This window comes from bacterium (genome assembly GCA_016786595.1).
Classification (GTDB): Bacteria; Bdellovibrionota_C; UBA2361; order SZUA-149; family JAEUWB01; genus JAEUWB01.
Genome location: JAEUWB010000039.1, coordinates 45678 through 58700, shown reverse-complemented (window position 1 = coordinate 58700; position 13023 = coordinate 45678). Strand labels below are relative to the sequence as shown.

The following is a 13023-nucleotide window of genomic DNA, read 5'->3' as shown; positions in this document are numbered from 1 at the left end:
TCGCCGGTTTTCAAGACCGGAGCGATCAACCACTCTGCCACCTCTCCAGAAATTTTCAATTGATTTATTAGCAAGCGACAAAGAGAATTGCTAGTCATAGCCTGAGTCTCCAGCCCTCAATTTTGTTTCATCGAGGACCGGAGAGAGAGGGATTCGAACCCTCGGTACGATTTTACTCGTACACTCGATTAGCAATCGAGCACCTTCGGCCTCTCGGTCATCTCTCCAATAAATCAATTTCGCTATACAATTAAACACTTCATTACTGAAATCTAATCAATAGCCAGACGTGGTGTTATCGTTTTTGCCTACTTGAATCAAGAAAAGTGATATTTTATAGCTATTTGCGAAGCTTTTTAGTCGGGGCTTGATTGAAAAAGGTTAAATAGCTATGAATTCCCGCTCGTTTTGCTCTGTGCACCCGTAGCTCAGCTGGATAGAGCAACTGGCTACGAACCAGTAGGTCGGGCGTTCAAATCGCTCCGGGTGCGCCATCTACCAACATTCAAAATCCCAATCTTTCGACCTACTGGTGAGTAGCTGGCTACGCCGTCGCAGAATGAGCGTAGCGAATAACTATGCGACGGAAATGGCTGCTGCGAATACTTGTAGCAGCAGACTCAGCTGGTAAGTAGGTCGGCCATTTAAATTATTTCGGCAAATCGCTCCGGGTGCGCCATCTACCAACATTCAAAATCCCAATCTTTCGACCTACTGGTGAGTAGCTGGCTAGTTTTTACTTCACCGCACCGTGATAGAAGAATTTACCTATTCCAAGTGTGAAAACTGCAAGCCCCAGTAGGGCATGCTCAAGAGCTGGGAATAGTAAAGCTCTGGTTCTTACATATGACAGTGAGAATATGAATCCGCCAACGAGGCAAAATAAAATGCTCACAGGATGTAAATAAATCATGTGTGCATATGCAAATAGTAGAGTGCTTGCAATAATAGTGACTTTTTCGCTGCCAAAAAAATCTTGATAGCGGCTAAAGAAAAAAGTTCGATAAATCAATTCTTGAGGCAAAGCTGAAAGCAGAGGATAAAGTAAGGTGACTAAAAGCCATATCTTGGGTCTTTCTAGTGGAAAACTTAAGAACATCTCCGGATAAAAAATCAAAACAAAACCTGCAATAAATAGAGTAGCGACTAAGCATTGTCGTAATGATTTGAACAAACTTTGCCGAGAGTAGTTTTGTCCCCAGAACATTGTAGAAGTGAGTTTGGCTTGCCGATTGAGGATCGCCAGTGCATAGAGCGTTGCGATAATAATATAAGGAAAAGGCTTGCGGGGAATAATTTCGTAGAAGATCAGTAGCGGTGGTATGACAAAAAGCACTAAAATCTCGAAAGCTAGCAAGGATCTTTTCATTTCTGTTATTGTTTCAGTCGATGAATAGTAAAGCACATAACATATACATGGAGGCTGCACTTGAGCAAGCAAAGCTTGCCTATGCAAATGGCGAAGTTCCTGTTGGTGCTGTAATAGTGCAGCAAGACAAAATAATAGCGCGCTCGTACAATCAAGTTGAAATAAATCACGATGCTTCGAGCCATGCTGAGTTATTGGCAATTCGTGAAGCTGGAAAATCATTTAGTAACTGGCGTTTAAACGATGCTGATCTATATGTGACTCTAGAACCGTGCGTGATGTGCATTGGTGCAATATTGCAAAGTCGGATCAAGAATCTTTATTTTGGCGCGTATGACAAAAAAGCTGGGGCAGTTGGGTCGTTATTTGATCTCAGCAATCATCCTGGAATCGGTAGAAGTGTTCATGTTTTCCCGGAATTAATGGCCGAAGAATCTCAGCAATTACTGGAACTTTTCTTTAAACAGAGAAGAGGTTAGAAGAATTGTGAAATAAAGCTAAGACTGCTTTGGGCTTGCCCGACGTAGCTTTGGCGAAGTCGGGAGAGGTGTCCGAGTGGCCGATGGTGCATGCTTGGAAAGCATGTGTACGGGTCAAACCGTACCGATGCCCGCGATGACTTCAGTCATCGCGAAAATCAAACCCAGCGAATCCCTCCCTCTAATTATTTGAATTCCCATTAAATTTTGCAACATTGAATAAAACGGGTTAGAAACATGTTTTAGAACTCATGGAGAGGTGTCCGAGTGGCCGATGGTGCATGCTTGGAAAGCATGTGTACGGGTCAAACCGTACCGAGGGTTCGAATCCCTCCCTCTCCGTTCTGCAGGCTCACGGCAAGCCTGCCAGGAGTTTTACGCAGTAAAAGAAACACAAAGTGTTTCTGGTGGGATTCGAACGCGAAGCCGCCGGCGTAGCTAATAAACACAGCGAATCCCTCCCTCTCCGCCAGGAGTTTTACGCAGTAAAAGAAACACGAAGTGTTTCTAGTGGGATTCGAACAGCGCAGCCGTAGGCGTAGCCAACAAACACAGAGAATCCCTCCCCCTCCGTTCTGCAGGCTCACGGCGAGCCCGCTAGGAGCTTGAAAACTCTCTTTCCTAGCTAAACTTACAGCTTTGAACCTGCGATACTGATGAGTCGGCTAAAACTTAAGCATTAAATCCCAAAAATATTTCTCACTTTAGGCAACACCCTCAAGGAAACGGCCGAAAATAAAGATAGAGGCTGTTAACCACTAACTTAATGAGGTGAGCATGAAAAGAATCAAGAGAATCAAGAAATTATTGCGTTCAGGTGACTCGATTGAACTTACTAAGCAGGTCAACTGCATTCCGGCTGGCGTTTATACGTTTAAATCTAAGGATATTGGTGGATACTATTTAGGTATCGGCAAGGGAATTGTTATTTATCTATCTTCGGACTGTAAGAATTTTTTACGTGCAGCTCCTGGGAAAAAGCATTTATCCGAAGATCAGTATCTTGAAGCTTATTCTTTATTACTTGGTAAAAATCCATCAGCTGCGCATGACCCGAGCAGGCCATTTACGCTATGTTTTGTGAATGATTACGCTCAAGGTAAAATTAATTCTCTCGTTGCGCACTAGGTTGTTTCGCGAAATAGTGTGGTGAGTAAATGTTTTACTTCTGGCGCGGGGTAATTATTTTTGTAAAGTAATCTAGACGGAACTAGATAACTCATGACTTTAACATCATATCATCAACATCGAGGCCCAAAAGTTGTCTGTAGTGGATTAATCCAGCGTGAAGGGAAATTCCTGCTGACTAAGTGCCCCAGTTTTAAAGTTTGGCGATTACCTGGGGGGCGGCCTGAATTTGATGAAACGTCACTAGAGGAATCATTTCTTCGTGAAATGAAGGAAGAACTAGGGGTTGAGTTGAAGCACCCTAAGTTTCTCGGTTTTGGCCAAGATCAACAATTTCATTTTCGCTTTAACGAGAAAACATCACGAGTAGTCATGATTTTTTATGCTGAGCTTTCAAAAGGTCAAGAATTAATAATTGACCCGACCGAGGCCACTGATTCGAAATGGGTTAATTTGGCAGATTTAAAAGCTGAAACAGAAAAAGAGGCTGCGATTGATGACTTTTTTCGACGCAACCCGCACTTAAGTTTGAGCTCAATGTAAGATTCTGAAAGATCAAATGGAGGAGACCCTTCGACTCGCGCGGGCGCTCACTCAGGATAAGTATTTTCTAGAACTTACATTTCGCTCTACTCAATGTAAGATTCTGAAAGATCAAATGGAGGAGATCCTTCGACTCGCGCGAGCGCTCGCTCAGGATAAGTATTTTCTAGAACTTACATTTCGCTCTACTCAATGTAAGATTCTGAAAATACTTAAAAGTCAAAGCCGATTCCCGGGCGGTCGGTCACAGACAAATGACCCTGATTAAAAATAACAGCATCTGATGTAATATCATGTAAAAATCCGAAATGGCTGTCGAGGTCAACCATTGGAATATTAGGTTCAGCTAAAGCAAAATGTAAGGCCGCAGCTATTGCAAGCCCGCACTCATCCATACAACCAACTAGCGAAGCTAATTTGTGTGCTTTGATTGCGTCATTCAAACGCTTAGCAACAGCAATCCCACCAACTTTCATAAGTTTGAGGTTAATTATTTTTGCACATTGTGTGTCGACTACGGTTTGTAAATTTGCTTCGGTCTGCAACGATTCATCAACCATAATTGGTGTATGTTGCGTATGTTGCAGCATCCCTAGTCCAAGGTAATCGTCTTTTACCAGCGGTTGCTCAACTGCATAAAGCTCCAGCGTTTGCGTGCCAGCGAAAAATTTTGCTGCATCTTCTCGAGAATAACCTTGATTGGCGTCAAAAATAATTTTTATTCGATTTTGATAGATCTCCTTAATTTTTGTGACAGTTTCAATATCTTGCAAGACATTTTTCCCGCCCTTAATTTTTAGTGCTGTAAAACCTTGTTGGACATGCTCCGCCGCTTTTTTCAGAACTTCCTCAGTTGGTAAAATGCCAATTGTCATCGAAGTTTCTACGCTTTTATGATATTCGCCGAGAAATTTTACCAGTGGTTGATGGCTAAGTTTCGAGGCTAGGTCGTAAAGCGCCATATCGATTAGCGCTAAGCTTGCAGGACGTTGGATTAAAACTTGATCCAACACGGTTAAAAACTCAAGTGGATTATTAAATTCATGTCCGATTAATTGCGGCTGAATAATTTTCTCAAAATCAGCAGTGACTGTTTCCACACTGTCGCCTGTGATTTCAGGTTCTGGGGCCGCGACCCCGTAGGCGTGGAGCCCCCTATCCGTTGTGATTTGCATGAAAAGATTATCGGCGTGCGTAATATACTGATAGGCAATTTCGTAAGGTTCTTTGAGTTCAAATCGGTGGTGGCGTAGTTCTATATTCTTGATGCGCATGAGATCTTTGTCATAGAAGTTTAAGAATTGATTGAGGATTCATCCAGAGCATGTCGATACAGGGGATTTTTAGCTCATTTTCTGTGGTTTTGGCCCAAGCTTCAACTTCTGCCTTTGTCATCTTTTCGTGGTTAATCGTAATTGCAGTAACTTTTTTTTCAGCAATGGCTTCAAGCGCATCAATCTGCTGTTTTAGTGAGTGTAGTCGATAGGGGAACCCATCGTACTCAGTGCGTTTTGGTGCGTGTTGAAGAATAATAAAGTCAGGTTTAATTGCAGCAAGAATTTCAAATCCTCCTGGGAAAGCTGGATGTAGTAAACTACCCTGACCTTCCACGACTAAATAATCTGGTTTCATTTCGTTCCAAGCTAGCCAAGCAGCGTGCTCGAGTTCTCCAGTGACAAAGTCATTGGGAAGTGCATCAAGGACGATGCTAAATTTCGCACCTTGTAGCCAGGCAGTTTGCCCAGTGCCGATTAATTCAGCTTTTCGGCCTGAGGCCTCCAAGCCTTCAACTATTTTCCAGGCTGTAGTGCGCTTGCCAATCGCAGAATCAGTGCCAAGTACGGCAACTTTTTTTGATTGCACTTCTGAAATTTTTCCAGAAAAGAAATGTAGATTTTTAGGATGTGGGGGTTTACGCACATCAACTAATTTTACATCATGCTTTAAGGCAAGTTCTAAAAATTCCTGCTGCTCTTGGAGATAATCGTGCAAACCACAAATTACATGCATCCCCGCAGTGATTGCCGATCGAATTACTGGATGAGCCGTTGCCGGCAGCACTCCTCCATCAGTTGCAAGGCCAATCACTAAATAACGCTCAACGTTTGTAGATAAATATTGCTGTGCTTGCGACAATGAATTTACGACTGGGATGCTATTTTTTATGCCATCAAGTAATTCACCGGCATCTGCTGGGCTTGCTGTGCTGTCGATAACTGCTCGAATTGAAAAGCGCTTTGAACGGCGCATCAGTCCATGGGCTGTCTTCCCATAGGTGTTTTGGTACGCTCCTTCACAATATATTATGGCTTCTGGGGCTGACTGCATAAAAGTTACCCTTCTTCATTAAGTAGTACTAATGCTAAGCTTAAGCATAGTCGAATTAAGGAATAAAGTCTCATGCCACAAATTATCGCCGTTATATTATTTATAGTCTGTATTGTAGGCTATATAATTGGATCTGGCCAAGGCGGCAATTTTCTAAAACCAAGTGCATCTGAACTTGCAGAGGTCACATCTGAAAAACCTAGCACAGCTGGAGATATTGAAACATTACTGGTTGCAGTTAAGTCCGGCGATGAGAAATTAGTTACAAGTGTGATTGATGCCGGCGTTTTCCCAGGCGAGGAAGATGCACTTGGGCAATCACCAATTTGTGCTGCTGCAGAACTCGGCCGTACGAAAATTATTAAAATTTTATTAGACCGCGGCGCTACTGTGAAAACCCACTGTAAAGATCAGGCAGCACCACTTTTGCTTGCAGTCCAGGGCGGATTTGAAGATACAGTAGGTTTGTTGCTTGACGTTGGAGCGCCTCCAGGTGAGCAAGGTAAGGGGGGAATTTCTGCGATTCATGTTGCCGCAAATAAGGGGCAGCTGCGGATTACTGAAGCACTCCTTGCTAGCGGCGTAAGCGCAAATTTAAAAACATCTGATGGGAAGACTCCCTTACACTTTGCGGCAAGTAGTGGGAGAGCAGAAGTGATTAAACTACTACTTACCAGTGGCGCAAATCCGCATGTGCAAGATGCTGCTAAATCAACTGCGCTAATGTTTGCTGCGGAATCAGGGTCTGTTTCCGCGGTTGACGTCTTACTTAAGGCAGGGGTGGATCCCAATATTATTCGCGACGATCAAGCCACAGCCTTAACTCTAGCCTCAAGTAGAGCGCATACTGCTGTCGTGGATCTACTCCTGCAATCAAAGGCCTCGCCAAATCTCGGGGGCACAGGAATTAACGTTTCACTAATGAATGCGCTTGATAAGGGAGACAGCGAGACTGCCTTAAAATTATTGCCTCCTCCGGGAGCAGCATCGCAGTTACCAAATGGGGAATCAGTGCTCAAGCGCGCTGTCTCTAAGGGACATTTAGCTTTAGCGCAAATTCTCGTTTCACGTGGATATAAATTTTCCGCTAAAGATGGCGTTAACGATCGAGGTTTTTTAGAGAACGTCATTCGACGTGGCGACCCTAAACTAGTTGAATTAATCGTTCCACTTTTGCCGAAAAGCGTGCTCACTTCGGACACGTTGCTCTTAACATTAAAAATTCAAAATGGATCAATGACTAAATTGCTCTTAGCTGGTGGGGTTGAGCCAAATACCTTGACTCAAGACGGCAAATCACTTTTGATTGAAGCCATCCGTTATCGTAACGGCCCCTTCGTTGATATGTTACTCAGTAAAGGCGCTGACGTGAATAAGCGAGATCGTGGCTATGTAACTCCTTTAACTGCTGCGGCCGAAGAAGGTGATTTGGGACTGGTAAAAAAGCTTCTAGCGCGTGGTGCGAAAATTGATGAAGGTAATGCAGTTAAGTGGTCGCCAGTTCATGCGGCTTTTCAAAAAGGGCATGAAGATGTGGCACGCTACTTAAAACAAGAGCTAGATAAACAGCGATATTCAAACAAAAAGCAATGACATTCTTTCTCTACATTTTATGGTTTCTACCGGTTGTGGTCCTGTTGATTCTTGGAATTGAGTCAAGCTACCGTAAGTTACGTAAGCACGCAGAACAGCAATCACCGGCATTCTACTTTAATCAAGCCATGTTTTGCTTACTTGCTTTTATTTGCAGCGTATTGCTGGACATCTATGCAGTTCCACACCTTAAAGATACGCAGCTAGTACAAACCATCAGCGAAGAAATGACACGCTTTATGGTTTATCCATTTTGCTTAATGGTTTTATCTTCAATTAATGGTTGGTTTCGCCGTTATCTCGAAGATCGCTATTGGAAAGAGTAAAAATTGCTTACTTTAGAGCATTCACGATTCAATGTAGCGAATCGTGAGTTGCTCTAAGGAGCGCTTATAAAGCGCTCCCGGAGGCGCGAAAAAATTAAACATGGCGCCGATTTAGTCTCTGTTTATTGCTACACCAAAAGGTGAAACGCTCTAGGACTTCGTAGCTATATACTCGCTGACTAAGTCTGCGCGAGGTGTTTCTTGATTCCCCAATAAAGCTTGTTTTGAGCGATGAATATCACGCTGTAACTTCATCAGTGCATCGAGCACTGCTTCTGGTCGAGGTGGACAACCTGGAATGTACATATCTACTGGGATTAATTTATCAACGCCTGCAACTGTAGCATAATTATCATAAAACCCACCCGAAGAAGCACAGGCTCCAAACGCAATCACCCACTTAGGTTCAGCCATCTGCTCATAAACTCTTAAAAGCACAGGGGCTTGTTTGTGAGTGATCGTGCCAACTACCCAAAGTAAATCTGATTGGCGTGGGGTAAAGCGCGGAAGTGCTGCGCCAAAACGATCGGTATCGTAATGGGAGCAACTCACGGCCATAAATTCCATGCCGCAGCAGGCGGTAACAAATGGATAGGAAAATAGTGAATACTTCCGACACCAGCCAATTGCAGCCTCTAAAGTTGTCGTTCCAAAACTTTCATCTGGAGATGTGTTAAACATTATGTACCTACTAATAATAACTGTTTGCTATCTTAGCTGAAATTGCTCGTCTTTAGCAAAGTCTGAATAACCGCAGAGCATTTTTTGTGCTTATTTCTGCAACTTCTTCAAGAGTAATAGCTTTAACTTGAGCAAGCATTTCGGCAATCTTTAATACGTGCATGGGTTCACTTTGAGCGCCGCGAAAAGGCTCAGGTGCCATGTAGGGAGTATCTGTCTCGAGCATGATTTGATCGAGAGGAATCTCACGTGCAGCTTCGCGCAGGGCAGTAGCTTTTTTAAACGTTAAGCTACCTGTAAAGGAGACCATGAAATTTATTTTTCTTAACTCTGCTGCAAACTGAGCATCTTCGCTGTAGCAATGAAAAACGCCGCCAACGTGGTCAGCTTGATTTTCAAGCAAAATTTTTAGGGTTTGAGCTGCCGCATCACGGCAATGAATGATCAGCGGCTTATTAACTTTCTTGGCTAATTCAATCTGCGCAATAAAAAGTTTTTCCTGGTTTGCTTGAGGTGCCCAGTCACGGAAAAAATCTAGTCCAGTCTCACCAATAGCAACCACGCGTGGGTGTTGGGCAAGTGTTTCAATTGTTTCGACTGTTGTATATTGCCCGGCGTCATGAGGGTGAATTCCCACACTGGCCCAGACATTCTGATACGTTTCAGCTAACTTGATAGCTTGCTTAGCCGACTCTGCCCCTTCACCAGCGCCAATAGAGATCGCGCGGGTAATACCGCACTGATTTGCCCGTTCAAGGAGGCCGGGAATTTCTTCAGCTGCATAATAGCTGAGGTGACAATGGGTATCGATTAAACTCATGGTATGATTGCTATTGTAACTGTGCTTTTAAAGCTGAGCTTGTAAAAATGCGTTGCCATACGCAACAAACATCTCAAAACGGACGATATATACAGTAGAGGGTCAATTCTTAAAATAGACCTAGTAACCTGGGTTCGGGATAAGCTAACGAAATCTTATCCCGGACTCAGGTTATTCCCCCAAAAAAGATCAAAGATTTTAGATCATTACTGTATTAATTATCAATTAGTTAGGAGATTTATGTCAGAGAGTGAACTTAAAGAGGCGCTCAATATTATTCGCGTACTAGCTCAAGGGCTTGAACCTAAAACTCAAGCTCCATTACCCAAGAGTAATCCTTGCCATGACCCGAGCGTTGTTCGGGCCTTAATGCATGCGGCAAGTGCTTTGGAGAAAAAAAATCAGGAAGAAGTCCGTCGCAAGATTTTTCCTTCAAATCTGGGCAAGGCTTGGAGTCGAGAGGACGATGAAATGCTTTTAGCTGACTTCAGCGCAGGTCAAAGTATTGCTGACTTGGCAGTCAAATTTTCGCGTAGTGAACGTGGTATTGTTGCGCGCTTGGTGAAGTATAAAAAACTTCATTTTTCTGCTCTAAGTGAATTTGAAACGAAGCAACATCCATTTAAGCAGCAGTTGATCAGGGAGTTAAAAACCAGATCAGCATGATCTTGACTCGATAGATCTTAATTGGGAAGAAAAGTTAAGAATCAATAAATTTTTCTAATAGACTTCTTTCGAATTAGGATTTTAGCAACAGCTTAAAATCTTGATATGATCGAGAAATAAGGAAAATTTTTTCAACCTTTTATTGAAAGAAGTTTAATCTAACTTGGATTGCCTGGATAATATTTTTTGTCGATTGAGTTTTATCGTAACCAGCAATGAGCTTTTCCGCCTTGGCAGAGTCTGCTTTTAGCAGTTGAATCGCCTTGGTTAGTTCGGGCACGCAGCGCACGATATTATCGCAAATATTTATTGTCGAATCACGAGCAGTGCGGGAAAAAGGATTTAAATCAATTGAGATAACTTTTTTACCCCAATCAATGAGCGCCTTAGTGCGGTCACCATCTTCAAGTGGAACAAGCACAACATCAGCTTGAGCGATCCCGTTGATGTCAACATGCTGGCGGGCAGAATGAAGATTGGGTACCTTAGCTTCGGTGTGAATGCCAAGTACTTCTTTGGCGCCGTGTTGCATTAAATGCGCAGCCAACATTTTCTCTCTTTCAAACGTGCGCCCGTAAAAAACGTTAACTTCAAGTTTCGCGGGAATCGCTGCTGCTAAAGCAACAAGCTCCGTTGGAACCAACACGGCAGCATTGCCGTTGACACTAATTACTGGATGCTTTGCCTTAAGTAGCAGGGCTGCGGCAGTTTCGATGTCGTTTAAGACGCAGGGTAGAGTTTGCTCTCCAATCAGATAATCAAAAGCTTCTCCACGGCCATGCGCAATCGGTCCAGCTTTAGCAACCAAGCCAGTTTCAACGTGGTCCTCGATGCGTTTACGTAGAGCTAGTGAAAGTGCGCGTGGATGATTGCTCGGGATATCGCTGCTAGACATATTAGTTACCGAAGCTCTGAGTATTTAATTCCATGGCGATTCTCACGCCATCGAGCACTAAATCTGCTAAAATTGTGTCAAAAAGTCCCGCATCCTCAAACATGCGTGAGAATCCGCCTGTGCCGATAATAATTGTTTTTTCATTTTTAAATGTTTCTCGAATCAGATTTTGGCAAATTTCACGGGTGCAACCAACTGCCGAATAGTAAAGTCCAGCTTGAATTGATTCGACAGTTGAACGTCCGAGCGCATTTTCTGGTTTTACAATCTCAACGCGCGGCAGTCGTGCAGTTCTTGATTCAAGGCTTTCCATGGAAATTTTTATGCCAGGAATAATTGCTCCACCGAGATATTCTGCATTTTTTGAAATTGCGCAGTAGGTAGTTGCAGTTCCGAAATCAACAATAATGATATTTTGTTGGGGGTAACGCTTGACAGCAGAAATGGAATTGGCAATGCGATCTGCCCCAACATCAGGTGGATTTTTCATTAAAATTTTTAGTCCGGTCTTAACTCCAGCTCTGAGTATAAAGGGTTCACAGTTAAAATATTTAACTGCTGCTCCACGTAGCGAGTGCACTTGCGAAGGGACAACCGAAGAAATTCCAACTTTTGTCACCAGACTTGGATCGATGCCATTTTCTCGTAAAACTGTGCGGAAAAATACTCCGAATTCATCTGCTGCAGAGCCAGTTGTCGTGTCGCGGCGAAAGGAAGTAATTAACTCCTCGCCTGCAAAAACCCCACCATAGAGATTGGTATTTCCTACGTCGAGGCAAAGGCTATAGTTTGTCTGGGATTGCGATTGGGGGGATTTACTTATCATGTTTGTACCCTTCTTGCTGGAGATCAGGTCAATTTGGCTTGATTCTATAGCGTAATGAGCTGAGAGAATCAATCTCGGCGTGGAGCTAGTAATTTTTGAGTCTAATAGTTTAGTATCAATATCTTTTTTTAAGCCTGATGGATATATTAATTCGCGTAGCGCCACTTGAAGATGCAATCCAGGTTGCTGGAATTGCTTTTCCGAACGAAGCAAGTGTTATACTGCACAAGCGCCTTGGCTATCGCAAGGTTGCCCACTTCGAGCAAGTCGGGTGTAAGTTCAAAAAATGGATTGATCTCAGCTATTGGCAGTTATTTTTATGAAATCACAACTGAAAATTTCAGCACTTCTTTTGGCATTAGCTGTTGGCGCGGGGGCATTTGGAGCTCATGCGCTACGTGGAATGGTTATAGCTGATCGCTTAGCTGTCTATGAAAAAGCTGTGTTTTATCAGTTTATTCACAGTTTAGGGTTACTGTTTATACCGTTACTCGTAAAGAATGAATTTATTGATCTTCAGTCTGGTGAAAGAATATATTTATTACTTTTGCTCGGGGTGCTAATTTTTTCAGGATCACTTTACATTTTAGTTTTGACAAATACTCCCTGGCTTGGAGCAATTACGCCAATTGGAGGCATTCTCTTGATTACGGCCTGGATTTCTCTAGGATTTGCACTAAAATAAGAGAGAAAGACTACACATTCTAAAACGTTAATAAAAAATTTGCTTAGGGCTTGGAGAGATTAATCTTTCCAAGCCCTAAGGCGTTTCATGCCGTAACCTGTACGGGAAGTGGAATCAGCGTCAAAGTCTCATTGACTTCGCGCGTTGCGATCGCTGTTTCTGGGTTGTTGGCTGACGCACTTGCTGCGCTAGGCTCAGATGTAGGCTCCGAGTTACCAACAAGTTCCGGACCTTTCTTTTTCCCGTCCTTGAGATCTGCCCACCACTGCTTGAAATTACGGCGTGGCTTTTTGACCTTTACGGGCTTTGCTGCCTTGACTGGCTTAGCAGCAGTGTCTTTGATCTCAGCACTCCAAAGGGCTGCGTGACTTCGCCCTTGGGCGCGCATGATCTCAAAAGCTTCACCTTGAGAGATAGTCCAGAGTTGCCATGTCTCGAGGAGGCCAGTTCGATCGGCCAATGACGGCCTTGATCCGGCATATTGCACAGCTTCTGCCTCCGACTTGAAGAGAAGTCCCGCCAATGGACCGCCTGCGCTTGTGGAAAGGATTTGATTCCCTCCGCCCTCAGGGGATCGGCCAAGCACTGTGACTTGATCAGGGAGGTCCGAAACATTCCCTGGGATTGATGTCGTGTTGATAATAACCTGCATTTTCTTGTCCTCGACCCTTTACTAGAGTCTTT

Annotated in this window: 16 protein-coding genes and 4 tRNA genes; 11 read left to right on the top strand and 9 right to left on the bottom strand. The window is 43.5% G+C overall.

The annotated features are described in order from the left end of the window. Positions 1–138: 138 nt before the first annotated feature. A tRNA-Ser gene (locus JNK13_06340) sits at positions 139–227 on the bottom strand. A gap of 190 nt (positions 228–417) precedes the next feature. Between JNK13_06340 and JNK13_06335 the strand changes: the two genes are divergently transcribed. Continuing rightward, positions 418–494, top strand: a tRNA-Arg gene (locus tag JNK13_06335). Positions 495–736: 242 nt separating this feature from the next. Here JNK13_06335 and JNK13_06330 read toward each other — a convergent pair. Then, complete coding sequence (locus JNK13_06330) at positions 737–1369, bottom strand: CPBP family intramembrane metalloprotease (GenBank protein MBL7662352.1); 633 nt, start codon at positions 1367–1369, stop codon at positions 737–739. Between the two features lie 20 nt (positions 1370–1389). On the opposite strand from JNK13_06330, the gene JNK13_06325 reads away from it, so the two are divergent. The 5 genes from JNK13_06325 to JNK13_06305 all read left to right on the top strand — a co-directional run bounded on the left by JNK13_06325 (position 1390) and on the right by JNK13_06305 (position 3519). Continuing rightward, complete coding sequence (locus JNK13_06325; GenBank protein MBL7662351.1) at positions 1390–1848, top strand: nucleoside deaminase; 459 nt, start codon at positions 1390–1392, stop codon at positions 1846–1848. A gap of 62 nt (positions 1849–1910) precedes the next feature. After that, positions 1911–2032: transfer RNA gene (locus JNK13_06320), tRNA-Ser, on the top strand. Between the two features lie 69 nt (positions 2033–2101). Further along, positions 2102–2190: transfer RNA gene (locus JNK13_06315), tRNA-Ser, on the top strand. Positions 2191–2625: 435 nt separating this feature from the next. Next, positions 2626–2976 (top strand): hypothetical protein, encoded by a 351-nt coding sequence (locus JNK13_06310; protein ID MBL7662350.1) that lies wholly within the window; start codon positions 2626–2628, stop codon positions 2974–2976. Between the two features lie 93 nt (positions 2977–3069). Then, on the top strand, positions 3070–3519 hold the full coding sequence (locus tag JNK13_06305) for an NUDIX hydrolase (GenBank protein ID MBL7662349.1): 450 nt from the start codon (positions 3070–3072) through the stop codon (positions 3517–3519). 212 nt (positions 3520–3731) lie between these two features. On the opposite strand, the gene JNK13_06300 is transcribed toward JNK13_06305, so the two are convergent. Together JNK13_06300 and JNK13_06295 are read right to left on the bottom strand one after the other, a co-directional pair. Next, positions 3732–4793, bottom strand: coding sequence for a dipeptide epimerase (locus JNK13_06300; protein MBL7662348.1), 1062 nt, complete (start codon positions 4791–4793; stop codon positions 3732–3734). Between the two features lie 10 nt (positions 4794–4803). After that, the gene (locus tag JNK13_06295; protein ID MBL7662347.1) at positions 4804–5847 is read right to left on the bottom strand and encodes a DUF1611 domain-containing protein; all 1044 of its coding nucleotides are present in this window, start codon (positions 5845–5847) and stop codon (positions 4804–4806) included. A gap of 72 nt (positions 5848–5919) precedes the next feature. On the opposite strand from JNK13_06295, the gene JNK13_06290 reads away from it, so the two are divergent. Both JNK13_06290 and JNK13_06285 read left to right on the top strand, forming a co-directional pair. After that, positions 5920–7440, top strand: coding sequence for an ankyrin repeat domain-containing protein (locus tag JNK13_06290; protein ID MBL7662346.1), 1521 nt, complete (start codon positions 5920–5922; stop codon positions 7438–7440). Continuing rightward, positions 7437–7766 carry a hypothetical protein gene (locus tag JNK13_06285; GenBank protein MBL7662345.1) on the top strand — a complete coding sequence of 110 codons (330 nt, stop codon included), beginning with the start codon at positions 7437–7439 and terminating at the stop codon, positions 7764–7766. The genes JNK13_06290 and JNK13_06285 overlap by 4 nt, the downstream gene beginning before the upstream one ends. Positions 7767–7916: 150 nt before the next feature. Here the strand turns inward: JNK13_06285 and nuoB are convergent, their stop codons facing one another. Together nuoB and JNK13_06275 are read right to left on the bottom strand one after the other, a co-directional pair. After that, positions 7917–8447: an NADH-quinone oxidoreductase subunit NuoB gene (nuoB, locus tag JNK13_06280; GenBank protein ID MBL7662344.1), complete on the bottom strand. Its 531-nt coding sequence runs from the start codon at positions 8445–8447 to the stop codon at positions 7917–7919. A gap of 52 nt (positions 8448–8499) precedes the next feature. Next, complete coding sequence (locus JNK13_06275; protein ID MBL7662343.1) at positions 8500–9267, bottom strand: TatD family hydrolase; 768 nt, start codon at positions 9265–9267, stop codon at positions 8500–8502. A 240-nt stretch (positions 9268–9507) separates the two neighbouring features. On the opposite strand from JNK13_06275, the gene JNK13_06270 reads away from it, so the two are divergent. Continuing rightward, a complete protein-coding gene (locus tag JNK13_06270; protein MBL7662342.1) occupies positions 9508–9933 on the top strand; it encodes a hypothetical protein in 426 nt (141 codons plus the stop codon). A gap of 139 nt (positions 9934–10072) precedes the next feature. Here JNK13_06270 and JNK13_06265 read toward each other — a convergent pair whose 3' ends face one another. Both JNK13_06265 and JNK13_06260 read right to left on the bottom strand, forming a co-directional pair. Continuing rightward, positions 10073–10828 carry a phosphopantothenate/pantothenate synthetase gene (locus tag JNK13_06265; GenBank protein ID MBL7662341.1) on the bottom strand — a complete coding sequence of 252 codons (756 nt, stop codon included), beginning with the start codon at positions 10826–10828 and terminating at the stop codon, positions 10073–10075. 1 nt (position 10829) lies between these two features. Then, a complete protein-coding gene (locus JNK13_06260) occupies positions 10830–11654 on the bottom strand; it encodes a type III pantothenate kinase (protein MBL7662340.1) in 825 nt (274 codons plus the stop codon). A 137-nt stretch (positions 11655–11791) separates the two neighbouring features. Between JNK13_06260 and JNK13_06255 the strand changes: the two genes are divergently transcribed. Together JNK13_06255 and JNK13_06250 are read left to right on the top strand one after the other, a co-directional pair. Then, the gene (locus JNK13_06255; GenBank protein ID MBL7662339.1) at positions 11792–11977 is read left to right on the top strand and encodes a GNAT family N-acetyltransferase; all 186 of its coding nucleotides are present in this window, start codon (positions 11792–11794) and stop codon (positions 11975–11977) included. Then, positions 11974–12339, top strand: coding sequence for a DUF423 domain-containing protein (locus tag JNK13_06250; GenBank protein MBL7662338.1), 366 nt, complete (start codon positions 11974–11976; stop codon positions 12337–12339). The genes JNK13_06255 and JNK13_06250 overlap by 4 nt, the downstream gene beginning before the upstream one ends. 85 nt (positions 12340–12424) lie before the next feature. Here JNK13_06250 and JNK13_06245 read toward each other — a convergent pair whose 3' ends face one another. Continuing rightward, positions 12425–12991, bottom strand: a complete 567-nt coding sequence (locus JNK13_06245) for a hypothetical protein (protein MBL7662337.1) — start codon at positions 12989–12991, stop codon at positions 12425–12427. Positions 12992–13023 lie beyond the last annotated feature (32 nt).